This window comes from Pseudomonas sp. KH_040, from assembly GCF_057839305.1.
This window is the reverse complement of sequence record NZ_CM174487.1, coordinates 5,990,319-6,014,628: the sequence shown is the minus strand read 5'-3', so window position 1 is coordinate 6,014,628 and position 24,310 is coordinate 5,990,319. Positions and strand designations below refer to the sequence as shown.

Here is a 24,310-nt window from a genome sequence, read left to right as displayed (position 1 = left end):
TCACAAAACACCAGCTGTCACATACCCAATTTGCTGAAGCGAGGCCACAAGGCCACGACTCAGTACCCGAATTTCTTGACGACCATAGAGCGTTGGAACCACCTGATCCCATCCCGAACTCAGCAGTGAAACGATGCATCGCCGATGGTAGTGTGGGGTTTCCCCATGTGAGAGTAGGTCATCGTCAAGATTAAATTCCGAAACCCCAATTGCGAAAGCAGTTGGGGTTTTGTTTTGCCTGCAGGAAAAGCGTCTGCTTGATTTCTATGCAACGGCCCGGAGCATGGCTATTATTCGGGCCTCATTGTGAGGCGAGACCTGCATGCTGACGTTGTTGAACCTTCTGAAGGATGGTCGATTCCATTCTGGTCAGGATCTGGGGGCTGCCCTGGGAATAAGTCGAAGTGCTGTATGGAAACAGCTTCAGCATCTAGAGGCTGAGCTTGGCTTGTCCATTCATAAAGTTCGTGGGCGGGGTTATCAATTGGCTGCGCCATTAACGCTTCTCGACTCTCGGGCGATATCGGCAATGGCGCCAGGTTGGCCGGTGACCGTTCTGGATTCAGTCGACTCGACAAATGCTGAGGCCTTGCGTGCGATCGGCCAAGGTAGTTTGGCCCCCTTTTTGGTACTCGCGGAGCGACAAGTCTCTGGACGTGGGCGAAGAGGTCGCAAGTGGGTGAGTCCGTTTGCTGAGAATCTCTATTACAGTCTTGTCCTGCGTATTGATGGCGGAATGCGGCAACTTGAGGGGTTGAGTCTTGTCGTGGGGTTGGCTGTTTTGCAGGCTCTGCGAAATTTTGGAGTGCAAAGTACCGGATTGAAGTGGCCCAACGATGTCTTGGTAGGTAACAAGAAAATCGCTGGCATTCTCCTTGAGCTCGTCGGAGACCCCGCCGACGTTTGCCATGTTGTGCTGGGCATTGGCATTAACGTGAATATGCAGCTATCGGATGAGGTCGATCAGGAATGGACCTCTATCCGTCTTGAGTCAGGCAAAAGCAGTGATCGTAATGCCTTGGTGGTTGAGCTGAGTAAACAGTTAAGTGCTCACATCAAGCGCCATCAGGCGGATGGTTTCTCGGTTCTCCAGTCAGAATGGGAGGCCAATCACTTGTGGCAGGGTCGGCCTGTATCGTTGATTGCGGGCTCCAGTCAGATAGACGGCGTTGTGCTCGGAATAGATAGTCAGGGTGCGCTGCGCCTGAAGGTGGATGGCGTGGAAAAAGTCTTTAGTGGTGGTGAGCTCAGCCTGAGGTTGCGTGATGATTCTTGAGCTCGACTGCGGGAACAGCTTTATTAAGTGGCGAGTGCTGAAAGCTGCGCCCGGGGGTCTCTTTTCTGAAGGGGTTGTCGACTCTGATCTGGCGTTACTTGAAAGTTTGAGATCCCTGGACGGGCTTGTGCTGCGCAAGTGCCGCGTGGTCAGTGTCAGGACTGCGGAAGAAACTGATGTATTAATCGATGCGATCAAGCGGGAGTTCGGTATTTCGGTGGTGTGTGCGAAGTCCGCCCGTGAAATGTCTGGTGTCAAAAATGGTTATGAAGACTATGAGCGTCTAGGGCTTGATAGGTGGTTGGCCATGCTGGGCGGGTTTCATCTTGCATCGGGCAGCGCTTGCCTGGTACTCGATTTCGGTACGGCGGTAACGGCTGACTTTATTGCTGCTGATGGTGAGCATCTGGGAGGTTTCATTTGTCCTGGTATGCCATTGATGCGCAATCAGTTACGTACACATACCCGTAAGATTCGCTATGGAGATCTGGCGGCTGAGCGCGCGTTGTCCAGCAATGCACCTGGGCGCACCACCGTTGAGGCGGTGGAGCGTGGGTGTTCGTTAATGTTGCGAGGTTTTGTGCTTACGCAGCTGGAAATGGCGAGCGCCTACTGGGGGGAAGATTTTGCAGTCTTTATAACTGGTGGTGATGCTGTATTGGTTGCAGATGTCGCGCCCAGGGCCAAGGTTGTTCCTGACCTGGTATTTGTGGGGCTGGCTATGGCATGTCCTTTTTCCTGAGGTTTGTATGCGTTGGTTGTTCCTCCTGCTTATCGTTCTTAATGGCTTCTATTATGTCTGGCACCAGCAGGAAGCACCTTTGCGGGCGAAGGACGTAACGCCTCTCAGTTTGTATCGAGGTCCCCAGCAAGACATTCGCTTGCTTAGTGAAACGACAGGTGATGTTCGGGAGGGGCGGGGAGGGCGACGGCAGGAATGTCTGTTCCTCGGTGGTTTTTCCCGGCAGGACTCGCTTTCAGCCCTTCAGCAGCGTTTGGCCGAAATGGGGGTCGACGCGCAATCTTCATCGAAGGATGCTTCCGGGGCTGGTTATTGGTTGTCTGTCGCGCCTCAGGGCCAGCGTTTGTTGGGTGATGCTCAGCTGCAGAACCTTTCCAACGAATTCAATGAGTTAAAACATAAAATAATGCTGTGTGAGGGGGTTGCACCTGCTGAATAGTTTGCATAGAATGGCGCCCGCTCCACAGCGAAGACCCAAACAGGTTTTCAGTGTGAGGCGGTGTCAACGCAGCTAACCTCAGGTTTTTAAATGAGAAAATGCTTGACAGGGGTTTGGCATAGTATAGAATGCCGGCCTGATTAGGAGGGGTTCCCGAGCGGCCAAAGGGATCAGACTGTAAATCTGACGTCTACGACTTCGAAGGTTCGAATCCTTCTCCCTCCACCAGATTTAAGCGTGAGCTGCAGGCTCCGCGGGTATAGTTTAGTGGTAGAACCTCAGCCTTCCAAGCTGATGATGCGGGTTCGATTCCCGCTACCCGCTCCAAGTTTGCAGGTTGTGCAAAGTGTTTTGCTCTTGTAGCTCAGTTGGTAGAGCACACCCTTGGTAAGGGTGAGGTCAGCGGTTCAAATCCGCTCAAGAGCTCCATATAACAAGGCAGATATGAAAATATCTGCCTTTGTTTTAATGGTTGATATTGTTTGTCTAATTTCTTCTGTTGAGGGTGATATCGATGGCTAAGGAAAAATTTGATCGTTCCCTGCCCCACGTCAACGTTGGGACCATTGGTCACGTTGACCACGGTAAAACCACTCTGACTGCTGCTCTGACTCGCGTTTGCTCCGAAGTTTTCGGTTCTGCAATCGTTGACTTCGACAAGATCGACAGTGCGCCAGAAGAAAAGGCTCGCGGTATCACCATCAACACCGCACACGTTGAGTACAACTCGAAGATCCGTCACTACGCTCACGTTGACTGCCCAGGTCACGCTGACTATGTGAAGAACATGATCACCGGTGCTGCTCAGATGGACGGCGCTATTCTGGTTTGCTCGGCTGCTGATGGTCCGATGCCTCAAACCCGTGAGCACATCCTGCTGTCCCGTCAGGTTGGCGTTCCGTACATCGTGGTTTTCCTGAACAAGGCTGACCTGGTAGACGACGCTGAGCTGCTGGAGCTGGTTGAGATGGAAGTTCGCGACCTGCTGTCCACCTATGACTTCCCAGGCGACGATACTCCGATCATCATCGGTTCGGCTCGTATGGCTCTGGAAGGCAAAGACGACAACGAGATGGGCACCACTGCCGTCAAGAAACTGGTTGAAACTCTGGATAGCTACATCCCAGAGCCAGTGCGTGTAACCGACAAGCCGTTCCTGATGCCAATCGAAGACGTATTCTCGATCTCGGGTCGCGGTACTGTTGTGACCGGTCGTATCGAGCGCGGTATCGTTCGCGTTCAAGATCCGCTGGAAATCGTTGGTCTGCGTGACACCACCGTTACTACTTGCACCGGTGTTGAAATGTTCCGCAAGCTGCTCGACGAAGGTCGTGCTGGCGAGAACTGCGGCGTTCTGCTGCGTGGCACCAAGCGTGACGACGTTGAGCGTGGTCAGGTTCTGGTTAAGCCGGGTTCGGTTAAGCCGCACACCAAGTTCACTGCAGAGGTTTATGTTCTGAGCAAGGAAGAGGGCGGTCGTCATACTCCGTTCTTCAAAGGCTACCGTCCACAGTTCTACTTCCGTACTACTGACGTGACTGGTAATTGCGAGTTGCCAGAAGGCGTTGAAATGGTAATGCCAGGTGATAACATTCAGATGACTGTTACCCTGATCAAAACCATCGCAATGGAAGACGGTCTGCGCTTCGCTATCCGTGAAGGCGGTCGTACCGTCGGCGCCGGTGTCGTAGCTAAAATCATCGAGTAAGTAGTTGTAATGTATTTTTCGGGCCGGCATAATGGTCGGCCTGATTTTGTTTTAGGTCAGTAGCTCAATTGGCAGAGCGACGGTCTCCAAAACCGTAGGTTGGGGGTTCGATTCCCTCCTGACCTGCCAGATTCACTTGGTGTGTCTGGCTTTCTTTTCACAGGATCTTCAAAGATGACTCCTAAAGCTGAAGCTCAAGGCTCTCGCTTCGATCTGCTCAAGTGGCTTGTAGTTGTCGCTTTGGTGGTTGTTGGCGTTGTTGGCAATCAGTATTACTCTGCTTCGCCGATCCTGTACCGTGTACTCGCCTTGCTTGTCATTGCTGCTGTAGCTGCCTTTGTAGGCCTGCAGACTGCGAAGGGCAAGTCTTTCTTTGTACTGGTTAAGGAAGCTCGCACCGAGATTCGTAAAGTCGTTTGGCCAACTCGCCAAGAAACCACGCAGACCACCCTTATTGTGGTGGCTGTTGTTCTGGTTATGGCGTTGCTGTTGTGGGGTCTTGACTCCCTGCTCGGCTGGCTTGTTTCCTTGATTGTCGGCTAAGGGTGTCCCGTGGCTAAGCGTTGGTATGTTGTGCATGCTTACTCGGGTTACGAGAAGCATGTGATGCGCTCGCTGGTCGAGCGCGTAAAGCTGGCTGGCATGGAAGATGGCTTCGGCGAGATTCTGGTTCCCACTGAAGAAGTGGTTGAAATGCGTAACGGCCAGAAGCGCAAAAGCGAGCGTAAGTTCTTTCCAGGCTACGTGCTGGTTCAGATGGATATGAACGAGGGTACTTGGCACTTGGTCAAGGATACTCCTCGGGTGATGGGTTTCATTGGCGGTACCGCTGATAAGCCTGCACCAATCACCGATAAAGAGGCAGAAGCAATTCTGCGTCGTGTTGCTGATGGTAGCGACAAGCCGAAGCCGAAGACTCTCTTTGAGCCAGGTGAAACGGTGCGAGTCAATGACGGTCCATTTGCTGATTTCAATGGCGTTGTTGAAGAAGTTAACTACGAAAAGAGCCGGATCCAAGTGGCTGTGCTTATTTTCGGTCGCTCTACCCCGGTAGAGTTGGAGTTCAGTCAGGTCGAAAAGGTCTAGCTGAACAAGCATCCCAACCCCGCAGCCCTAGGCTGTGGGGTTTTGTCGTCACTGGGATAAACGCGCAAGTAACCGGGGAGCCTTTCGAGGCGATCGAACCCGTAATTGGAGTGCCTCATGGCCAAAAAAATTACCGCTTACATCAAGCTGCAAGTGAAGGCCGCGCAGGCTAACCCAAGCCCACCTGTTGGTCCTGCTCTGGGTCAACACGGCGTGAACATCATGGAATTCTGCAAGGCTTTCAATGCCCGTACTCAGGGTCTTGAAGCAGGTCTGCCGACTCCAGTGATCATCACTGTCTACAGCGACCGTAGCTTCACTTTTGAAACAAAATCCACCCCTGCTTCGGTTCTGCTGAAGAAAGCGGCCGGTCTGACCAGCGGTTCCGCTCGTCCGAACACCGTTAAGGTTGGCACTGTTACCCGTGCTCAGCTGGAAGAAATCGCGAAAACCAAAAACGCGGATCTGACTGCAGCTGATATGGATGCAGCCGTGCGTACTATCGCCGGTTCTGCTCGTAGCATGGGCCTTAACGTGGAGGGTGTGTAATGGCTAAGCTGACCAAGCGTCAAAAGGCTATCGCCGGCAAAATCGAAGCAGGCAAGGCCTACAACATTGTAGACGCCGCTGCCCTGTTGGCCGAGCTGTCGACTGTCAAGTTCAGCGAGTCGTTTGACGTTGCTGTGAACCTGGGTGTAGACCCGCGTAAATCCGACCAGGTTGTTCGTAGCGCTACTGTGCTGCCACACGGCACTGGCAAGACTGTTCGCGTTGCTGTGTTCACCCAGGGTCCAGCTGCCGAGGCCGCTCTGGCTGCCGGCGCTGACCGTGTAGGTATGGACGACCTGGCTGCCGAAATGAAAGGCGGCGACCTGAACTATGACGTAGTGATCGCATCCCCGGATGCCATGCGCGTTGTAGGTCAACTGGGCCAGATCCTTGGTCCGCGCGGTCTGATGCCTAACCCTAAGGTTGGTACCGTAACTCCAGATGTAGCGACTGCGGTCAAGAATGCTAAAGCTGGTCAGGTTCGTTATCGCACCGACAAAAACGGCATCATTCACACTTCCGTTGGCAAGATGGGCTTCGATGCCGTCAAGCTGAAGGAAAACGTTGAAGCCCTGATCGCTGATCTGAAGCGTATCAAGCCAGCTTCCTCGAAAGGTATCTACGTCAAGCGCGTTACCCTGAGCACCACTATGGGCCCAGGTCTGGTTATCGACCAGAGCTCGCTGGACGCTTAAGACAAAAATTGGCGCGACTATTCGCGCCAGTTGAAATATTGGGGTCCCTGCCTGGCGGGGGCTATCCAAGACCGTAGGCGACGCAAGTCTTAAACCACCAGCCTACGCAGATGGTGCTCCCGGTTCCTTACCGAATCAGACACCAAAACGACATTCGGTTTCGATCGAATGAAACGGTAACAAGCAGGAGTTAAACCCGTGGCAATTAATCTCGAAGACAAGAAGGCCATCGTCGCTGAAGTCAACGAGGCTGCCAAAGTCGCTCTGTCCGCTGTCGTGGTTGATGCCCGTGGCGTAACAGTAGGCGCAATGACCGGACTCCGTAAAGAGGCTCGTGAAGCTGGCGTTTACGTACGTGTTGTACGTAACACCCTGCTCAAGCGCGCTGTTGCTGACACTGAATACAGTGTTCTCAACGACGTGTTCACCGGCCCGACCTTGATCGCATTCTCCAACGAACACCCGGGCGCTGCTGCTCGTCTGTTCAAAGAGTTCGCTAAAGGTCAGGACAAGTTCGAGATCAAGGCAGCTGCGTTCGAGGGCAAGTTCCTCGCAGCTAATCAGATCGACGTTCTGGCAAGCCTGCCGACCCGTGACGAAGCAATTTCCCAGCTGATGAGCGTGATTCAAGGCGCTACCAGCAAATTGGCTCGTACTCTGGCGGCACTTCGCGACCAGAAAGAAGCTGCTGCAGCCTGAGGCTGAGCGTTTCCTCTCTCGCGTATTTTTGTTTATTTCGATGGCCTCCAGGCTATCCCCCAATTCAGGAAATAAGTCATGTCTCTGACTAACGAACAAATCATCGACGCAATCGGCGAAAAATCGGTTCTGGAAATCGTTGAGCTGATCAAGGCAATGGAAGAGAAGTTCGGCGTATCCGCTGCCGCTGCTTCTGCTGGTCCAGCTGCTGCTGCCGCTGTTGTTGAAGAGCAAACCGAGTTCAACGTTGTTCTGCTGGAAGCTGGCGAGAAGAAGGTTAACGTGATCAAGGCAGTTCGTGAACTGACTGGTCTGGGCCTGAAAGAAGCCAAAGAGAAAGTAGACGGCGCTCCTCAGGTTGTAGCTGAAGGCGTTTCGAAAGAAGCGGCTGAAGACGCTAAGAAGAAGCTGGAAGAAGCAGGCGCTAAAGTCGAGCTGAAATAAGTATCGACTTTGCTCCTCCAGCCCGAGCGTCAAGCGACAGGCTGATGGCTGGTGGCTCTTGCCACCGGCCTTTTTCCGTTATTGGCAGCCGACTGGGTCGGTGCTGATAAAGGCGCTGTAACCACCCGATGCGGTGGCGCAAACCATGGGGTTTGCACGATTTTCTGGCTGCTCCCGTCGGGAGGGGCCAAACAAGCAGGTGACCAAGCTGGGGAACGCTGATGGCTTACTCATATACTGAGAAAAAACGTATCCGCAAGGACTTTAGCAAGTTGCCGGACGTCATGGATGTGCCTTACCTCCTGGCCATCCAGCTGGATTCGTATCGTGAATTCTTGCAAGCGGGAGCGACTAAAGATCAGTTCCGCGACGTGGGCCTGCATGCGGCCTTCAAATCCGTTTTCCCGATCATCAGCTACTCCGGCAATGCTGCGCTGGAGTACGTCGGTTATCGCTTGGGCGAACCGGCATTTGATGTCAAAGAATGCGTATTGCGCGGTGTAACTTTCGCCGTACCTTTGCGGGTAAAAGTGCGCCTGATCATTTTCGACAAAGAATCGTCGAACAAAGCGATCAAGGACATCAAAGAGCAAGAAGTCTACATGGGTGAAATCCCCCTGATGACTGAGAACGGTACCTTTGTAATCAATGGTACCGAGCGTGTAATCGTTTCCCAGCTGCACCGTTCCCCGGGCGTGTTCTTCGACCACGACCGCGGCAAGACGCATAGCTCCGGCAAACTGCTGTACTCCGCGCGCATCATTCCTTACCGCGGTTCGTGGCTGGACTTTGAGTTCGACCCGAAAGACTGCGTGTTCGTGCGTATTGACCGTCGCCGCAAGCTGCCGGCATCGGTACTGCTGCGCGCGCTCGGCTATACCACTGAAGAAGTGCTGGACGCTTTCTACACCACCAACGTTTTCCACCTGAGCGGCGAAACCCTCAGCCTGGAACTGATTGCTTCGCGTCTGCGTGGTGAAATTGCGGTTCTGGACATTCAGGACGAGAAGGGCAAGGTGATTGTTGAGGCGGGCCGCCGTATTACCGCGCGCCACATCAACCAGATCGAAAAAGCCGGCATCAAGACTCTGGAAGTACCCCTGGACTACGTCCTCGGTCGTACTACCGCCAAGGTCATCGTGCACCCGGCTACCGGCGAAATCCTGGCAGAGTGCAACACCGAACTGAACACCGAAGTCCTGGCAAAAATTGCCAAATCCGGCGTTGTTCGCATCGAAACGCTGTACACCAACGACATCGACTGCGGTCCGTTCGTTTCTGACACGCTGAAGATTGACTCCACCAGCAACCAATTGGAAGCGCTGGTCGAGATCTACCGCATGATGCGTCCAGGCGAGCCGCCAACCAAAGACGCTGCCGAAACCCTGTTCAACAACCTGTTCTTCAGCCCTGAGCGCTATGACCTGTCTGCGGTCGGCCGGATGAAGTTCAACCGTCGTATCGGTCGTACCGAGATCGAAGGTTCGGGCGTGCTGTGCAAGGAAGACATCGTCGCGGTACTGAAGACTCTGGTCGACATCCGTAACGGTAAAGGCATCGTCGATGACATCGACCACCTGGGTAACCGTCGTGTTCGCTGCGTAGGCGAAATGGCCGAGAACCAGTTCCGCGTTGGCCTGGTACGTGTTGAGCGTGCGGTCAAAGAGCGTCTGTCGATGGCTGAAAGCGAAGGCCTGATGCCGCAAGACCTGATCAATGCCAAGCCAGTGGCTGCGGCGGTGAAAGAGTTCTTCGGTTCCAGCCAGCTCTCGCAGTTCATGGACCAGAACAACCCGCTGTCCGAGATCACCCACAAGCGTCGTGTCTCTGCACTCGGCCCTGGCGGTCTGACTCGTGAGCGCGCAGGCTTTGAAGTTCGTGACGTACACCCGACTCACTACGGTCGTGTTTGCCCGATTGAAACGCCGGAAGGTCCGAACATCGGTCTGATCAACTCCCTGGCTGCGTACGCTCGCACCAACCAGTACGGCTTCCTGGAAAGCCCGTACCGCGTGGTGAAAGAGGGTGTGGTCACCGACGAGATCGTGTTCCTGTCCGCTATTGAAGAAGCCGATCACGTGATCGCGCAGGCTTCGGCGACCATGAACGACCAGAAAGTCCTGATCGACGAACTGGTAGCCGTACGTCACCTGAACGAATTCACCGTTAAGGCGCCTGAAGAAGTCACCTTGATGGACGTTTCGCCGAAACAGGTAGTTTCGGTTGCAGCGTCGCTGATTCCGTTCCTCGAGCACGACGACGCCAACCGTGCGTTGATGGGTTCGAACATGCAGCGTCAAGCTGTACCAACCCTGCGCGCTGACAAGCCGCTGGTAGGTACTGGCATGGAGCGTAACGTAGCCCGTGACTCCGGCGTTTGCGTCGTGGCTCGTCGTGGCGGCGTGATCGATTCCGTCGACGCCAGCCGTATCGTGGTTCGTGTTGCTGATGACGAAGTTGAAACCGGCGAAGCTGGTGTCGACATCTACAACCTGACCAAATACACCCGCTCGAACCAGAACACCTGCATCAACCAGCGTCCGCTGGTGAGCAAGGGTGATCGTGTTCAGCGTAGCGACATCATGGCCGACGGCCCGTCCACCGACATGGGTGAACTGGCACTGGGTCAGAACATGCGCATCGCGTTCATGGCATGGAACGGCTTCAACTTCGAAGACTCCATCTGCCTGTCCGAGCGTGTTGTTCAAGAAGACCGCTTCACCACGATCCACATTCAGGAACTGACCTGTGTGGCCCGTGACACCAAGCTTGGGCCTGAAGAGATCACTGCGGACATCCCTAACGTGGGTGAAGCTGCACTGAACAAACTGGACGAAGCCGGTATCGTTTACGTAGGTGCTGAAGTTGGCGCAGGCGACATCCTGGTCGGTAAGGTCACTCCGAAAGGCGAGACCCAACTGACTCCGGAAGAAAAACTGCTGCGTGCAATCTTCGGTGAAAAAGCCAGCGACGTTAAAGACACTTCCCTGCGCGTACCTACCGGTACCAAAGGTACTGTTATCGACGTACAGGTCTTCACCCGCGACGGCGTTGAGCGTGATGCTCGTGCACTGTCGATCGAGAAGACTCAACTCGACGAGATCCGCAAGGATCTGAACGAAGAGTTCCGTATCGTTGAGGGCGCGACCTTCGAACGTCTGCGTTCCGCTCTGGTAGGCCACAAGGCTGAAGGCGGCGCAGGTCTGAAGAAAGGTCAGGACATCACCGACGAAGTGCTCGACGGTCTTGAGCATGGTCAGTGGTTCAAACTGCGCATGGCTGAAGATGCTCTGAACGAGCAGCTCGAGAAGGCTCAGGCCTACATCGTTGATCGCCGCCGTCTGCTGGACGACAAGTTCGAAGACAAGAAGCGCAAACTGCAGCAGGGCGATGACCTGGCTCCAGGCGTGCTGAAAATCGTCAAGGTTTACCTGGCAATCCGTCGTCGCATCCAGCCGGGCGACAAGATGGCCGGTCGTCACGGTAACAAAGGTGTGGTCTCCGTGATCATGCCGGTTGAAGACATGCCGCACGATGCCAATGGCACCCCGGTCGACGTCGTCCTCAACCCACTGGGCGTACCTTCGCGTATGAACGTTGGTCAGATCCTTGAAACCCACCTGGGCCTCGCAGCCAAGGGTCTGGGCGAGAAGATCAACCGGATGATCGAAGAGCAGCGTAAAGTCGCTGAACTGCGTACCTTCCTGGACGAGATCTACAACCAGATCGGCGGTCGTAACGAAGATCTGGACAGCTTCTCCGATCAGGAAATCCTGGATCTGGCGAAGAACCTGCGTGGCGGTGTTCCAATGGCCACTCCAGTGTTCGACGGCGCCAAGGAAAGCGAAATCAAGGCCATGCTGAAACTGGCAGACCTGCCGGAAAGCGGCCAGATGCAGCTGACTGACGGCCGTACCGGCAACAAGTTCGAGCGTCCAGTTACCGTTGGCTACATGTACATGCTGAAGCTGAACCACTTGGTAGACGACAAGATGCACGCGCGTTCTACCGGTTCGTACAGCCTGGTTACCCAGCAGCCGCTGGGTGGTAAGGCACAGTTCGGTGGTCAGCGTTTCGGGGAGATGGAGGTCTGGGCACTGGAAGCATACGGTGCTGCTTACACTCTGCAAGAAATGCTCACAGTGAAGTCGGACGATGTGAACGGCCGTACCAAGATGTACAAAAACATCGTGGATGGCGATCACCGTATGGAGCCGGGCATGCCCGAGTCCTTCAACGTGTTGATCAAGGAAATTCGTTCCCTCGGCATCGATATCGATCTGGAAACCGAATAACACGTGACGCGAATCGAGAGCGGGGCAGGATTGCCCGCTCTCTGCTCCGCCAGGAGGAAAGGCCTTGAAAGACCTACTGAATTTGCTGAAAAACCAGGGTCAAGTCGAAGAGTTCGACGCCATCCGTATCGGATTGGCCTCGCCTGAGATGATCCGCTCATGGTCGTTCGGTGAAGTTAAAAAGCCGGAAACCATCAACTACCGTACGTTCAAACCTGAACGTGATGGCCTGTTCTGCGCCAAGATCTTTGGCCCGGTAAAGGATTACGAGTGCCTGTGCGGTAAGTACAAGCGCTTGAAGCACCGTGGTGTGATCTGCGAGAAGTGCGGCGTTGAAGTTGCACTGGCCAAGGTTCGTCGTGAGCGCATGGCGCACATCGAACTGGCTTCGCCGGTTGCCCACATCTGGTTCCTGAAATCGCTGCCGTCCCGTATCGGCTTGCTGATGGACATGACCCTGCGTGATATCGAACGCGTTCTCTACTTCGAGAGCTATGTCGTTATCGATCCAGGCATGACCACCCTTGAAAAAGGTCAGCTGCTGAATGACGAGCAGTACTTCGAAGCGCTGGAAGAGTTCGGTGACGACTTCGACGCCCGTATGGGTGCTGAAGCTGTTCGTGAACTGCTGCACGCTATCGACCTGGAACACGAGATTGGCCGTCTGCGCGAAGAAATTCCGCAAACCAACTCTGAAACCAAGATCAAGAAGCTGTCCAAGCGTCTGAAGTTGATGGAAGCCTTCCAGGGTTCCGGCAACTTGCCAGAGTGGATGGTGCTGACCGTTCTGCCGGTTCTGCCGCCAGATCTGCGTCCACTGGTCCCGCTGGACGGCGGTCGTTTCGCGACTTCCGACCTCAACGATCTGTATCGTCGAGTGATCAACCGTAACAACCGTTTGAAGCGCCTGCTGGATCTGTCCGCTCCGGACATCATCGTGCGCAACGAAAAGCGTATGTTGCAGGAAGCTGTCGATGCTCTGCTCGACAACGGTCGTCGTGGCCGCGCTATCACCGGTTCGAACAAGCGTCCTCTGAAATCCCTGGCTGACATGATCAAGGGTAAGCAAGGTCGTTTCCGTCAGAACTTGCTCGGTAAGCGTGTTGACTACTCCGGTCGTTCGGTAATTACCGTAGGCCCGACCCTGCGTCTGCACCAGTGCGGTCTGCCGAAGAAGATGGCTCTCGAGCTGTTCAAGCCGTTCATTTTCGGCAAGCTCGAAATGCGTGGTCTCGCGACCACCATCAAAGCGGCCAAGAAAATGGTCGAGCGCGAACTGCCAGAGGTTTGGGACGTTCTCGCTGAAGTGATTCGCGAACACCCGGTTCTTCTCAACCGTGCACCGACCCTTCACCGTCTGGGTATCCAGGCGTTTGAACCGGTACTGATTGAAGGTAAGGCTATCCAGCTGCACCCTCTGGTCTGCGCCGCGTACAACGCCGACTTCGACGGCGACCAAATGGCCGTGCACGTACCGCTGACTCTGGAAGCCCAGTTGGAAGCGCGTGCGTTGATGATGTCGACCAACAACATTCTGTCGCCAGCCAACGGTGAGCCAATCATCGTTCCGTCGCAGGACGTTGTATTGGGTCTGTACTACATGACTCGTGAAGCGATCAACGCCAAGGGCGAAGGTCGTGTGTTCGCGGATCTGCAGGAAGTTGACCGTGTGTTCCGTGCCGGCGAAGCCGCACTGCACGCCAAGGTTAAAGTACGTATCAACGAAACCGTCAACGACCGTGACGGCAACAGCGTGAGCGGTACCCGTATCGTCGACACCACTGTCGGCCGTGCGCTGCTGTTCCAGGTTGTGCCAAAAGGCCTGTCGTACGACGTCGTCAACCTGCCGATGAAGAAAAAGGCGATCTCCAAGCTGATCAACCAGTGCTACCGCGTGGTTGGTCTGAAAGAGACCGTGATCTTCGCTGACCAGTTGATGTACACCGGTTTCGCTTACTCGACCATCTCCGGCGTTTCCATCGGTGTTAACGACTTCGTTATCCCGGACGAGAAAGCCCGCATCATCGGTGCTGCCACCGACGAAGTGAAAGAGATCGAGAGCCAGTACGCCTCCGGCCTGGTAACCCAGGGCGAGAAGTACAACAAAGTGATCGACCTTTGGTCGAAAGCGAACGACGAAGTTTCCAAGGCAATGATGGCCAACCTCTCGAAAGAGAAGGTTATCGACCGTCACGGCGTTGAAGTCGATCAAGAGTCGTTCAACTCGATGTACATGATGGCCGACTCGGGTGCGCGGGGTTCCGCAGCACAGATTCGTCAGCTGGCCGGTATGCGTGGTCTGATGGCCAAGCCGGACGGTTCCATCATTGAAACGCCGATTACTGCGAACTTCCGTGAAGGTTTGAGCGTACTTCAGTACTTCATCTCGACTCACGGTGCTCGTAAAGGTCTGGCGGATACCGCGTTGAAAACTGCGAACTCCGGTTACCTGACTCGTCGTCTGGTAGACGTGGCGCAGGATCTGGTTGTAACCGAGATCGATTGCGGCACCGAACACGGTCTGCTGATGACTCCGCACATTGAAGGCGGTGACGTTGTAGAGCCGTTGGGTGAGCGCGTATTGGGTCGTGTTATTGCCCGTGACGTATTCAAGCCAGGCACCGAGGACGTTATCGTTCCAGCCGGTACTCTGGTAGACGAGAAGTGGGTCGAGTTCATCGAGCTGAACAGCATCGACGAAGTGATCGTGCGTTCGCCGATCAGTTGCGAAACCCGCTATGGCATTTGCGCCAAGTGCTATGGCCGTGACTTGGCTCGTGGTCACCAGGTGAACATCGGTGAAGCGGTCGGCGTTATCGCTGCCCAGTCCATCGGTGAGCCGGGTACCCAGCTGACGATGCGTACGTTCCACATCGGTGGTGCGGCAAGCCGTACTTCCGCAGCCGACAGCGTTCAGGTGAAGAATGGCGGTACCGTCCGTCTGCACAACCTGAAGCACGTTGAGCGAGTGGATGGTCACCTGGTTGCTGTGTCCCGTTCCGGTGAGCTGGCCATCGCTGATGACTTCGGTCGTGAGCGTGAGCGTTACAAGCTGCCGTACGGTGCTGTGATTTCGGTTAAAGAAGGTGACAAGGTCGACGCTGGCGCAATCGTGGCCAAGTGGGATCCGCACACTCACCCAATCGTTACCGAAATGAAAGGTACCGTGACCTACGTGGGCATGGAAGAAGGCATCACGATCAAGCGTCAGACTGACGAATTGACCGGTATGACCAACATTGAAGTCCTCGACGCGAAAGATCGTCCAGCTGCGGGCAAAGAAATCCGTCCGGCAGTGAAGATGGTCGACGACAACGGCAAGGATCTGTTGCTGCCAGGCACTGACGTTATCGCTCAGTACTTCCTGCCAGCCAACGCCCTGGTCGGTGTGGCTGACGGTGCGAAGATCGCGATCGGTGATGTTATCGCGCGTATCCCGCAAGAAACTTCGAAGACTCGTGACATCACCGGTGGTCTGCCGCGTGTTGCCGACTTGTTCGAAGCTCGTCGTCCGAAAGAAGCGTCGATTCTCGCTGAAGTCAGCGGCACCATCGCGTTCGGTAAAGAAACCAAAGGCAAGCGCCGTCTGGTTATTACCCCGAACGACGGTACCGATCCGTACGAAGAGCTGATTCCGAAGTGGCGTCACCTGAACGTCTTCGAAGGCGAACAGGTAAACCGCGGCGAAGTTATCTCCGACGGTCCAAGCGATCCGCACGACATCCTGCGTCTGCTGGGTGTGAGCGCGTTGGCCAAGTACATCGTCAACGAGATCCAGGATGTTTACCGTCTGCAAGGCGTGAAGATCAACGACAAGCACATCGAGACCATCCTGCGTCAGATGCTGCGTAAAGTTGAAATCGCTGAATCCGGCGATTCGAGTTTCATCAAGGGCGACCAGATGGAACTGACTCACGTACTGGTAGAAAACGAGCGTTTGGGCGGCGAAGACAAGTTCGTCTCCAAATACACTCGCGTTCTGCTGGGTATCACCAAGGCGTCGTTGTCCACCGAATCGTTCATCTCGGCGGCTTCCTTCCAGGAAACCACTCGTGTACTGACCGAAGCGGCAGTCACCGGCAAGCGCGACTACCTGCGCGGCCTGAAAGAAAACGTTGTCGTGGGTCGTCTGATCCCGGCAGGTACCGGCCTGGCATATCACAGCGAGCGCAAGCGTCGTCGTGAAGCAGACAAGCCGCTGCGCGTAAGCGCCAGTGAAGTGGAAGCTGCACTGACCGAAGCGCTGAACTCGAGCGGTAACTGAGTTCTGCGATAAATGAGCGTAAGGCCCTGGTCGCTCCGTTCATCGAATCGAGACAATTTGTCGAGGTTCGAGGGGCGGGGAGGTCGGGGCCTTGCCTTGACTGGGGACAAGATCCTCTTTAGACTCTTGATCCCCTAAATTTGGCGGGAATTCGTTCCTGCCATTTTGCTTTTCTTGCAAGACAATAGCGTCGCAAGACAACAGTGGAGCTAGTAGATGGCAACTATCAACCAGCTGGTACGTCAGCCGCGTAAGCGTATCGTCGAGAAATCCGACGTACCTGCGCTGCAGAACTGCCCGCAACGTCGTGGCGTGTGCACCCGTGTGTACACCACTACGCCGAAAAAACCTAACTCGGCACTGCGTAAAGTATGCCGTGTGCGCCTGACCAACGGTTTCGAGGTTTCCTCGTACATCGGTGGTGAAGGTCACAACCTGCAAGAGCACAGCGTGGTACTGATCCGCGGCGGTCGTGTAAAAGACTTGCCAGGTGTTCGTTACCACACCGTTCGCGGCTCCTTGGATACTTCCGGCGTTAAAGGTCGTAACCAGGGTCGTTCGAAGTACGGTACCAAACGTCCGAAGTAATCGGCCGTTTTGCAGATTTTCATTTTATTGAGTCGATAAGAGTAAGGTCGGGCACGCATCCATTGGATCTGTCCCGAGCTAACCTGAAGACCGCTTGAGGGCTTATCATGCCAAGACGTCGCGTAGCAGCAAAGCGTGAGATTCTGGACGATCCGAAATACGGAAGCCAGATCCTCGCCAAATTCATGAACCACGTTATGGAAAGCGGCAAGAAAGCCGTTGCCGAGCGTATCGTTTATGGTGCCCTGGAAACCGTTGCGACCCGTAAGGCTGGCACCGATCCCCTGGAACTCTTCGAAAAAGCACTCGACGCCATCGCTCCGCTGGTCGAAGTGAAGTCGCGCCGCGTTGGTGGTGCTACTTACCAGGTTCCGGTCGAGGTTCGTCCTTCCCGTCGTAACGCTCTGGCAATGCGCTGGTTGGTAGACTTCGCCCGTAAGCGTGGCGAGAAGTCTATGGCTCTGCGTTTGGCTGGCGAACTGCTGGATGCTGCTGAAGGTAAAGGTGCTGCTGTTAAGAAGCGTGAAGACGTGCACCGTATGGCTGAAGCTAACAAAGCTTTCTCGCACTACCGCTTCTAATTTTAGCTTCACTAATTTTGCGAGGGCTTTATGGCTCGTACTACTCCGATTAGCCGCTACCGTAACATCGGTATCGTCGCTCACGTGGATGCTGGTAAAACCACCACCACTGAGCGCGTCCTTTTTTACACCGGCAAAAGTCACAAAATGGGCGAGGTGCATGACGGCGCCGCGACCACAGACTGGATGGTTCAGGAGCAGGAGCGTGGTATTACCATTACTTCTGCTGCTATTACCGCCTTCTGGAAAGGTTCCGAGAAGCAGTACAAAGACGAGCATCGCTTTAACGTAATCGATACCCCGGGCCACGTTGACTTCACTATTGAAGTTGAACGCTCCCTGCGTGTACTCGACGGCGCTGTCGTTGTGTTCTGCGGTACTTCGGGTGTTGAGCCTCAGTCGGAAACCGTATGGCGTCAAGCCAACAAGTACGGCGTTCCACGTCTTGTTTACGTAAACAAGATGGACCGTGCTGGCGCTAACTTCCTGCGCGTGATCGGTCAGATCAAGCAGCGTCTGGGTCACACTCCGGTGCCAATCCAGTTGGCTATCGGTTCCGAAGACAACTTCCAGGGTCAGATCGATCTGATCAACATGCAAGCTGTCTACTGGAACGACTCTGACAAAGGTATGGTCCCTGTTCGCAAGGACATTCCTGCTGAGCTGCAAGAGCTGGCTGAAGAGTGGCGCAACAACATGGTTGAGGCTGCTGCCGAAGCCAACGAAGAGCTGATGAACAAGTACCTGGAAGGCGAAGAGCTGTCGATCGTAGAGATCAAAGCTGCTTTGCGTCAGCGTACTATCGCCGGCGAAATCGTACTGGCTGTTTGCGGTTCTTCGTTCAAGAACAAGGGTGTTCCCCTGGTTCTCGACGCCGTTATCGACTTCCTGCCTGCGCCAACCGACATTCCTGCTATCAAGGGTACTGACCCGGATAACGAGGAAATCGAGCTGGAGCGTCATGCAGACGATGCGGAGCCGTTCTCGGCTCTGGCGTTCAAGATCGCTACCGACCCATTCGTGGGTACCTTGACCTTCGTCCGCGTTTACTCGGGCGTGTTGAACTCCGGCGACGGCGTGATCAACTCGGTTAAAGGCAAAAAAGAGCGCGTGGGTCGTATGGTGCAAATGCACGCAAACGCCCGTGAAGAGATCAAGGAAGTGCGCGCTGGTGACATCGCGGCCCTGATCGGCATGAAGGACGTCACCACTGGTGAAACCCTCTGCAACGCTGACAAGCCAATCATTCTGGTTCGCATGGACTTCCCGGAGCCGGTTATTTCGGTTGCCGTAGAGCCTAAGACCAAGGATGACCAGGAAAAAATGGGTATCGCTCTGGGCAAACTTGCTCAGGAAGACCCGTCTTTCCGCGTTAAAACTGATGAAGAGACTGGTCAAACGATCATCTCCGGCATGGGCGAGCTGCACCTGGACATCCTGGTTGACCGGATGCGCCGTGAGTTCAACGTCGAAGCCAACATCGGCAAGCCTCAGGTTTCGTATCGTGAGCGCATCACGAAGAACTGTGAAATCGAAGGCAAGTTCGTTCGTCAATCCGGTGGTCGCGGCCAGTTTGGTCACTGCTGGATTCGTTTTGCTCCTGCTGACGAAGGTCAGGAAGGTCTGCAATTCGTGAACGAAGTTGTAGGTGGTGTGGTTCCTAAGGAATACATCCCGGCTATCCAGAAAGGTATCGAAGAGCAGATGAAGAACGGCGTTGTTGCCGGCTATCCGCTGATCGGCCTGAAGGCTACCGTGTTCGATGGTTCTTACCACGACGTCGACTCCAACGAGATGGCGTTTAAAGTGGCTGCCTCCATGGCGACCAAGCAACTGGCCCAGAAGGGCGGTGGTGAGTTGCTTGAGCCGATCATGGCTGTAGAGGTTGTTACGCCTGAAGACTATATGGGTGATGTGATGGGCGACCTTAACCGTCGTCGCGGCATGATCCAGGGTATGGAAGACACAGTGTCCGGCAAGGTTATCCGTGCCGAGGTTCCACTGGGTGAGATGTTCGGTTATGCGACCGACGTTCGTTCCATGTCCCAGGGTCGCGCAAGCTACTCTATGGAATTCAAAAAATACGATACGGCTCCGTCGCACATCGTCGAATCCGTAACCAAAAAACAAGGCTGATTCAGCCCCTTTAGGCTAGGAGTTAATTGTCGTGGCTAAAGAAAAATTTGATCGTTCCCTACCGCACGTCAACGTTGGCACCATCGGTCACGTTGACCACGGTAAAACCACTCTGACTGCTGCTCTGACTCGCGTTTGCTCCGAAGTTTTCGGTTCCGCAATCGTTGACTTCGACAAGATCGACAGCGCACCGGAAGAGAAGGCTCGCGGTATCACCATCAACACCGCGCACGTTGAGTACAACTCGAAGATCCGTCACTACGCTCACGTTGACTGCCCAGGTCACGCTGACTATGTGAAGAACATGATCACCGGTGCTGCTCAAATGGACGGCGCTATTCTGGTTTGCTCGGCCGCTGATGGTCCGATGCCACAAACCCGTGAGCACATCCTGCTGTCCCGTCAGGTTGGCGTTCCGTACATCGTGGTTTTCCTGAACAAGGCTGACCTGGTAGACGACGCTGAGCTGCTGGAACTGGTTGAGATGGAAGTTCGCGACCTGCTGTCCACCTATGACTTCCCAGGCGACGATACTCCGATCATCATCGGTTCGGCTCGTATGGCTCTGGAAGGCAAAGACGACAACGAGATGGGCACCACTGCCGTCAAGAAACTGGTTGAAACTCTGGACAGCTACATCCCAGAACCAGTGCGTGTAACCGACAAGCCGTTCCTGATGCCAATCGAAGACGTATTCTCGATCTCGGGTCGCGGTACTGTTGTGACCGGTCGTATCGAGCGCGGTATCGTTCGCGTTCAAGATCCGCTGGAAATCGTTGGTCTGCGTGACACCACCGTTACTACTTGCACCGGTGTTGAAATGTTCCGCAAGCTGCTCGACGAAGGTCGTGCTGGCGAGAACTGCGGCGTTCTGCTGCGTGGCACCAAGCGTGACGACGTTGAGCGTGGTCAGGTTCTGGTTAAGCCAGGTTCGGTTAAGCCGCACACTACTTTCACCGCAGAAGTTTACGTTCTGAGCAAGGAAGAAGGCGGTCGTCATACTCCGTTCTTCAAAGGCTACCGTCCACAGTTCTACTTCCGTACTACTGACGTGACTGGTAACTGCGAGCTGCCAGAAGGCGTTGAAATGGTAATGCCAGGTGACAACATTCAGATGACTGTTACCCTGATCAAAACCATCGCAATGGAAGATGGTCTGCGTTTCGCTATCCGTGAAGGCGGTCGTACCGTCGGCGCTGGTGTCGTAGCCAAAATCATCGCGTAATTCTCTTTTATAGAGATTGCTTGATGATGTGAAAAAGCCCCCGCTCAGCGGGGGCTTTTTTATTGGGTTGACACCTATCTGGGGCGTCTATAGAATTGCGCCTCCTTTTAACGGGCGTATTGCGCTCGGTGGGAATAGCAGCCGGAGTCTGAAATCCAATGCAAAATCAGCAAATCCGTATCAGGTTGAAGGCTTTTGACCATCGCCTGATCGACCAATCAACCCAGGAAATCGTGGAAACCGCGAAACGTACTGGTGCTCAAGTGCGTGGTCCAATTCCACTGCCTACCCGTAAAGAGCGGTTTACCGTTCTGGTTTCTCCGCACGTCAACAAAGACGCGCGCGACCAGTACGAAATCCGCACTCATAAGCGCGTTCTGGACATCGTCCAGCCAACGGATAAAACCGTTGATGCACTTATGAAGCTTGATCTTGCGGCCGGTGTGGAAGTGCAGATCAGCCTCGGCTAAGACTCGGTCTTAGTCGTGTAACGCTCTGAAATGGGCGGCCATAGCGGGTGAAAGCCCCGTACACTCATGAGGTTTACAACATGACTATTGGTGTAGTCGGTCGTAAATGCGGTATGACCCGTATTTTCACCGAAGAAGGTGTCTCCATTCCGGTCACGGTCATTGAGATCGAACCGAATCGCGTCACCCAGTTCAAAACTGAAGAGACCGATGGCTATCGTGCAGTGCAAGTCACTGTCGGCGAGCGTCGTGCTTCGCGTGTAACAGCAGCTCAGGCTGGCCACTTCGCCAAGGCGAACGTTGCCGCTGGTCGCACCACCATGGAATTCCGTCTTGAAGAAGGCGAGTACCAGGCTGGCGATCTGATCAACGCTGAAATCTTCGCCGCTGGTCAACTGGTTGATGTAACCGGTCAGTCCAAGGGTAAAGGCTTCCAGGGTACGATCAAGCGTTGGAATTTCCGCGGGCAAGATAACACCCACGGTAACTCCGTATCCCACCGCGTCCCAGGCTCTATCGGCCAGTGCCAGACTCCTGGTCGTGTATTCAAGGGCAAAAAAATGTCCGGTCATATGGGCGCTGAGCGCGTGACCGTGCAGTCCCTGGAAGTAGTGCGCGTGGACGCTGAACGCAATCTGTTGTTGGTCAAGGGTGCTGTTCCTGGCGCTACTGGCGGCAACCTGGTTGTACGTCCAGCAGCCAAGGCTCGCGGTTAAGGGGAAGCTGACATGCAATTAAATGTAAATGACGCTCAAGCGATCGAAGTTTCCGAACTGACGTTTGGCGGCGAGTTCAATGAGACGCTGGTTCACCAAGCAGTCGTGGCCTACATGGCCGGCGGCCGTCAAGGTACCAAGCAGCAAAAGACCCGTTCCGACGTTCGTGGTGGCGGCAAGCGCCCATGGCGTCAGAAAGGTACTGGCCGTGCTCGTGCCGGTACTATCCGTAGCCCAATCTGGCGTGGCGGCGGTACCACTTTCGCAGCTCGTCCACAGGATCACTCCCAGAAGCTGAACAAGAAGATGTATCGCGCAGCAATGCGTTCCATCCTTGCTGAGCTGGTGCGTACTGATCGTCTGGTCGTGGTTCAGGATTTCGCTGTTGAAACTCCGAAAACCAAAGACCTGCTGGGCAAGCTGAACAACATGAGCCTGACCGACGTTTTGATCGTGTCGGACGCTGTTGATCAGAACCTGTACCTGGCTGCTCGTAACCTGCCGCACGTAGATGTACGTGACGTTCAAGGTTCCGATCCAGTTAGTCTGATCGCATACGACAAGGTGTTGATCACCGTGTCGGCCGTGAAGAAATTCGAGGAGCTGCTGGGATGAACCAGGAACGCGTATTTAAAGTTCTGCTTGGCCCGCACGTTTCCGAGAAGGCTACGGTTCTGGCAGACAAGAAAGGCCAGTTCGTTTTCAAGGTTGCTACTGATGCAACCAAGCTGGAAATCAAGAAGGCCGTCGAAAGCCTGTTCAGCGTGAAAGTAGAGCGCGTCACTACCCTGAACGTTCTGGGTAAGAGCAAGCGCACTGCTCGCGGTCTGGGCAAGCGTAATGACTGGAAGAAGGCAGTTATCTCCCTTCAGCCAGGCCAAGATCTCGATTTCAGCAGCAGTGCTGAGTAAGGAAGGGGTGCATCATGGCAATCGTTAAATGCAAACCGACTTCCCCTGGCCGCCGTTTTGTGGTCAAGGTGGTCAACCAGGAGCTGCATAAAGGCGCTCCTCACGCACCGCTGCTCGAGAAAAAATCGAAGACTGGTGGTCGTAACAACAATGGCCGTATTACCACGCGTCACATCGGTGGTGGTCATAAGCAGCATTATCGTATGGTCGATTTCCGTCGCAACGACAAAGATGGCATCGTCGCCACTGTCGAGCGTATCGAATACGATCCAAACCGTACTGCTCACATCGCACTGCTCTGCTACGCAGACGGCGAGCGCCGCTACATCATTGCCCCTAAAGGCGTGAGTGCTGGCGACCAGCTGATCGCAGGCGCTCTGGCTCCAATCAAGCCAGGCAACGCTCTGCAACTGCGCAACATTCCAGTGGGTTCTACTGTACACGGCATCGAACTGAAGCCAGGTAAAGGCGCACAGATCGCTCGTTCCGCTGGTGCTTCGGCTCAGCTGATCGCTCGTGAAGGTGTGTACGTTACCCTGCGTCTGCGTTCCGGTGAAATGCGTAAAGTCCTGGCTGAATGCCGTGCGACCCTGGGCGAAGTCTCGAACTCCGAGCATAGCCTGCGTTCGCTGGGTAAAGCTGGTGCCAAACGCTGGCGTGGCGTTCGCCCAACCGTTCGTGGTGTTGCCATGAACCCGGTTGACCACCCACATGGTGGTGGTGAAGGTCGTACCTCTGGTGGTCGTCATCCGGTATCGCCATGGGGCTTCCCGACTAAGGGCGCGAAGACTCGTGGTAATAAGCGTACCGACAAAATGATCGTCCGTCGTCGCAAGTAAATAGAGGGATACGACAGTGCCACGTTCTCTGAAAAAAGGTCCTTTTATTGATCTTCACCTACTGAAGAAGATCGAAGTGGCGGCGGAAAAGAACGATCGCAAACCAATTAAGACTTGGTCGCGTCGTTCGATGATCCTGCCACAGATGGTCGGTCTGACCATCGCCGTACATAACGGTCGTCAGCACGTCCCAGTTCTCGTGAACGAAGACATGGTCGGCCATAAACTGGGCGAGTTCGCCGGTACCCGCACTTATCGTGGGCACGTGGCTGACAAGAAAGCCAAGCGTTAAGGGGTTAGGAAATGGAAGTAGCCGCTAAGTTGTCGGGCGCTCGAATCTCCGCCCAGAAAGCCCGCTTGGTCGCCGACCAGATCCGCGGGAAGAAGGTGGGCGAAGCGCTCAACTTGTTGGCTTTCAGCAGTAAGAAAGCCGCCGAGATCATGAAGAAAGTGCTGGAGTCGGCCGTAGCCAACGCCGAGCATAACGAAGGCGCAGACGTTGATGACCTGAAGGTCAGCACCGTTTTCGTCAACGAAGGGCGTTCGCTGAAGCGCATCATGCCACGTGCCAAAGGCCGTGCTGATCGCATCGTCAAGCGGTCTTGCCATATCACTGTCAAGGTTGCTGACAAGTAACGGAGTCGAAG

23 protein-coding genes, 4 tRNA genes and 1 rRNA gene are annotated in these 24,310 nt (G+C 54.7%); all 28 read left to right on the top strand.

The window, feature by feature from the left end; all coding sequences use genetic code 11:
- The first annotated feature begins 74 nt into the window (after positions 1–74).
- The 28 genes from rrf (at position 75) to rplV (ending at position 24,299) form a co-directional block, all read left to right on the top strand.
- A 5S ribosomal RNA gene (gene rrf / locus AC3IUF_RS26870) occupies positions 75–190 on the top strand.
- Positions 191–322: 132 nt separating this feature from the next.
- Entirely contained in the window at positions 323–1,276 is a 954-nt protein-coding gene (gene birA / locus AC3IUF_RS26865) for a bifunctional biotin--[acetyl-CoA-carboxylase] ligase/biotin operon repressor BirA (protein WP_123375836.1), read from the top strand.
- Positions 1,266–2,018: a pantothenate kinase gene (locus AC3IUF_RS26860; RefSeq protein WP_123375837.1), complete on the top strand. Its 753-nt coding sequence runs from the start codon at positions 1,266–1,268 to the stop codon at positions 2,016–2,018. Before birA ends, AC3IUF_RS26860 begins: the two co-directional genes overlap by 11 nt.
- A 7-nt stretch (positions 2,019–2,025) precedes the next feature.
- Positions 2,026–2,457 carry a hypothetical protein gene (locus AC3IUF_RS26855; RefSeq protein WP_007918473.1) on the top strand — a complete coding sequence of 144 codons (432 nt, stop codon included), beginning with the start codon at positions 2,026–2,028 and terminating at the stop codon, positions 2,455–2,457.
- Positions 2,458–2,600: 143 nt separating this feature from the next.
- Positions 2,601–2,685 (top strand) — tRNA-Tyr (locus AC3IUF_RS26850).
- Between the two features lie 25 nt (positions 2,686–2,710).
- Positions 2,711–2,784: transfer RNA gene (locus AC3IUF_RS26845), tRNA-Gly, on the top strand.
- 26 nt (positions 2,785–2,810) lie between these two features.
- Positions 2,811–2,886 (top strand) — tRNA-Thr (locus tag AC3IUF_RS26840).
- 85 nt (positions 2,887–2,971) lie between these two features.
- Complete coding sequence (gene tuf / locus AC3IUF_RS26835) at positions 2,972–4,165, top strand: elongation factor Tu (protein WP_053124324.1); 1,194 nt, start codon at positions 2,972–2,974, stop codon at positions 4,163–4,165.
- A gap of 53 nt (positions 4,166–4,218) precedes the next feature.
- Positions 4,219–4,294: transfer RNA gene (locus tag AC3IUF_RS26830), tRNA-Trp, on the top strand.
- Positions 4,295–4,339: 45 nt separating this feature from the next.
- Positions 4,340–4,708, top strand: a complete 369-nt coding sequence (gene secE / locus AC3IUF_RS26825) for a preprotein translocase subunit SecE (protein ID WP_007916493.1) — start codon at positions 4,340–4,342, stop codon at positions 4,706–4,708.
- 9 nt (positions 4,709–4,717) lie between these two features.
- Complete coding sequence (nusG, locus tag AC3IUF_RS26820) at positions 4,718–5,251, top strand: transcription termination/antitermination protein NusG (protein ID WP_007916492.1); 534 nt, start codon at positions 4,718–4,720, stop codon at positions 5,249–5,251.
- 117 nt (positions 5,252–5,368) lie between these two features.
- Entirely contained in the window at positions 5,369–5,800 is a 432-nt protein-coding gene (rplK, locus tag AC3IUF_RS26815; RefSeq protein ID WP_003228756.1) for a 50S ribosomal protein L11, read from the top strand.
- Positions 5,800–6,495, top strand: coding sequence for a 50S ribosomal protein L1 (rplA, locus tag AC3IUF_RS26810; RefSeq protein WP_007916481.1), 696 nt, complete (start codon positions 5,800–5,802; stop codon positions 6,493–6,495). The genes rplK and rplA overlap by 1 nt, the downstream gene beginning before the upstream one ends.
- A 198-nt stretch (positions 6,496–6,693) precedes the next feature.
- Positions 6,694–7,194: a 50S ribosomal protein L10 gene (gene rplJ, locus AC3IUF_RS26805; RefSeq protein WP_007916479.1), complete on the top strand. Its 501-nt coding sequence runs from the start codon at positions 6,694–6,696 to the stop codon at positions 7,192–7,194.
- Between the two features lie 78 nt (positions 7,195–7,272).
- The gene (rplL, locus tag AC3IUF_RS26800; protein ID WP_007916477.1) at positions 7,273–7,638 is read left to right on the top strand and encodes a 50S ribosomal protein L7/L12; all 366 of its coding nucleotides are present in this window, start codon (positions 7,273–7,275) and stop codon (positions 7,636–7,638) included.
- Between the two features lie 221 nt (positions 7,639–7,859).
- Positions 7,860–11,933 carry a DNA-directed RNA polymerase subunit beta gene (rpoB, locus tag AC3IUF_RS26795; protein WP_007950180.1) on the top strand — a complete coding sequence of 1,358 codons (4,074 nt, stop codon included), beginning with the start codon at positions 7,860–7,862 and terminating at the stop codon, positions 11,931–11,933.
- A gap of 64 nt (positions 11,934–11,997) precedes the next feature.
- Positions 11,998–16,197: a DNA-directed RNA polymerase subunit beta' gene (gene rpoC, locus AC3IUF_RS26790; protein WP_007916472.1), complete on the top strand. Its 4,200-nt coding sequence runs from the start codon at positions 11,998–12,000 to the stop codon at positions 16,195–16,197.
- Positions 16,198–16,413: 216 nt separating this feature from the next.
- Entirely contained in the window at positions 16,414–16,785 is a 372-nt protein-coding gene (rpsL, locus tag AC3IUF_RS26785; RefSeq protein ID WP_003186084.1) for a 30S ribosomal protein S12, read from the top strand.
- 107 nt (positions 16,786–16,892) lie between these two features.
- Positions 16,893–17,366, top strand: a complete 474-nt coding sequence (gene rpsG, locus AC3IUF_RS26780; protein WP_007916467.1) for a 30S ribosomal protein S7 — start codon at positions 16,893–16,895, stop codon at positions 17,364–17,366.
- A gap of 30 nt (positions 17,367–17,396) precedes the next feature.
- Entirely contained in the window at positions 17,397–19,502 is a 2,106-nt protein-coding gene (gene fusA, locus AC3IUF_RS26775) for an elongation factor G (RefSeq protein ID WP_007950179.1), read from the top strand.
- Between the two features lie 31 nt (positions 19,503–19,533).
- The gene (tuf, locus tag AC3IUF_RS26770; RefSeq protein ID WP_007918472.1) at positions 19,534–20,727 is read left to right on the top strand and encodes an elongation factor Tu; all 1,194 of its coding nucleotides are present in this window, start codon (positions 19,534–19,536) and stop codon (positions 20,725–20,727) included.
- A gap of 158 nt (positions 20,728–20,885) precedes the next feature.
- Positions 20,886–21,197 (top strand): 30S ribosomal protein S10, encoded by a 312-nt coding sequence (gene rpsJ, locus AC3IUF_RS26765; RefSeq protein WP_003186070.1) that lies wholly within the window; start codon positions 20,886–20,888, stop codon positions 21,195–21,197.
- Positions 21,198–21,277: 80 nt separating this feature from the next.
- Positions 21,278–21,913, top strand: coding sequence for a 50S ribosomal protein L3 (gene rplC, locus AC3IUF_RS26760; RefSeq protein ID WP_003228738.1), 636 nt, complete (start codon positions 21,278–21,280; stop codon positions 21,911–21,913).
- A gap of 12 nt (positions 21,914–21,925) precedes the next feature.
- On the top strand, positions 21,926–22,528 hold the full coding sequence (gene rplD / locus AC3IUF_RS26755; protein WP_007918468.1) for a 50S ribosomal protein L4: 603 nt from the start codon (positions 21,926–21,928) through the stop codon (positions 22,526–22,528).
- The gene (gene rplW / locus AC3IUF_RS26750) at positions 22,525–22,824 is read left to right on the top strand and encodes a 50S ribosomal protein L23 (RefSeq protein ID WP_002555488.1); all 300 of its coding nucleotides are present in this window, start codon (positions 22,525–22,527) and stop codon (positions 22,822–22,824) included. The genes rplD and rplW overlap by 4 nt, the downstream gene beginning before the upstream one ends.
- A 14-nt stretch (positions 22,825–22,838) precedes the next feature.
- Positions 22,839–23,663, top strand: a complete 825-nt coding sequence (gene rplB / locus AC3IUF_RS26745; protein WP_003228734.1) for a 50S ribosomal protein L2 — start codon at positions 22,839–22,841, stop codon at positions 23,661–23,663.
- A gap of 16 nt (positions 23,664–23,679) precedes the next feature.
- The gene (gene rpsS / locus AC3IUF_RS26740) at positions 23,680–23,955 is read left to right on the top strand and encodes a 30S ribosomal protein S19 (protein WP_003228731.1); all 276 of its coding nucleotides are present in this window, start codon (positions 23,680–23,682) and stop codon (positions 23,953–23,955) included.
- An 11-nt stretch (positions 23,956–23,966) separates the two neighbouring features.
- Complete coding sequence (rplV, locus tag AC3IUF_RS26735) at positions 23,967–24,299, top strand: 50S ribosomal protein L22 (protein ID WP_003103908.1); 333 nt, start codon at positions 23,967–23,969, stop codon at positions 24,297–24,299.
- Positions 24,300–24,310 lie beyond the last annotated feature (11 nt).

What these genes read in the sequence shown, in the direction of transcription:
- birA (WP_123375836.1), top strand. Translation starts at nt 323, where the DNA reads ATGCTGACGTTGTTGAACCTTCTGAAGGATGGTCGATTCCATTCTGGT.
- AC3IUF_RS26860 (WP_123375837.1), top strand. Translation starts at nt 1,266, where the DNA reads ATGATTCTTGAGCTCGACTGCGGGAACAGCTTTATTAAGTGGCGAGTG.
- AC3IUF_RS26855 (WP_007918473.1), top strand. Translation starts at nt 2,026, where the DNA reads ATGCGTTGGTTGTTCCTCCTGCTTATCGTTCTTAATGGCTTCTATTAT.
- tuf (WP_053124324.1), top strand. Translation starts at nt 2,972, where the DNA reads ATGGCTAAGGAAAAATTTGATCGTTCCCTGCCCCACGTCAACGTTGGG.
- secE (WP_007916493.1), top strand. Translation starts at nt 4,340, where the DNA reads ATGACTCCTAAAGCTGAAGCTCAAGGCTCTCGCTTCGATCTGCTCAAG.
- rplK (WP_003228756.1), top strand. Translation starts at nt 5,369, where the DNA reads ATGGCCAAAAAAATTACCGCTTACATCAAGCTGCAAGTGAAGGCCGCG.
- rplA (WP_007916481.1), top strand. Translation starts at nt 5,800, where the DNA reads ATGGCTAAGCTGACCAAGCGTCAAAAGGCTATCGCCGGCAAAATCGAA.
- rplL (WP_007916477.1), top strand. Translation starts at nt 7,273, where the DNA reads ATGTCTCTGACTAACGAACAAATCATCGACGCAATCGGCGAAAAATCG.
- rpoB (WP_007950180.1), top strand. Translation starts at nt 7,860, where the DNA reads ATGGCTTACTCATATACTGAGAAAAAACGTATCCGCAAGGACTTTAGC.
- rpsL (WP_003186084.1), top strand. Translation starts at nt 16,414, where the DNA reads ATGGCAACTATCAACCAGCTGGTACGTCAGCCGCGTAAGCGTATCGTC.
- rpsG (WP_007916467.1), top strand. Translation starts at nt 16,893, where the DNA reads ATGCCAAGACGTCGCGTAGCAGCAAAGCGTGAGATTCTGGACGATCCG.
- fusA (WP_007950179.1), top strand. Translation starts at nt 17,397, where the DNA reads ATGGCTCGTACTACTCCGATTAGCCGCTACCGTAACATCGGTATCGTC.
- rpsJ (WP_003186070.1), top strand. Translation starts at nt 20,886, where the DNA reads ATGCAAAATCAGCAAATCCGTATCAGGTTGAAGGCTTTTGACCATCGC.
- rplC (WP_003228738.1), top strand. Translation starts at nt 21,278, where the DNA reads ATGACTATTGGTGTAGTCGGTCGTAAATGCGGTATGACCCGTATTTTC.
- rplD (WP_007918468.1), top strand. Translation starts at nt 21,926, where the DNA reads ATGCAATTAAATGTAAATGACGCTCAAGCGATCGAAGTTTCCGAACTG.
- rplW (WP_002555488.1), top strand. Translation starts at nt 22,525, where the DNA reads ATGAACCAGGAACGCGTATTTAAAGTTCTGCTTGGCCCGCACGTTTCC.
- rplB (WP_003228734.1), top strand. Translation starts at nt 22,839, where the DNA reads ATGGCAATCGTTAAATGCAAACCGACTTCCCCTGGCCGCCGTTTTGTG.
- rplV (WP_003103908.1), top strand. Translation starts at nt 23,967, where the DNA reads ATGGAAGTAGCCGCTAAGTTGTCGGGCGCTCGAATCTCCGCCCAGAAA.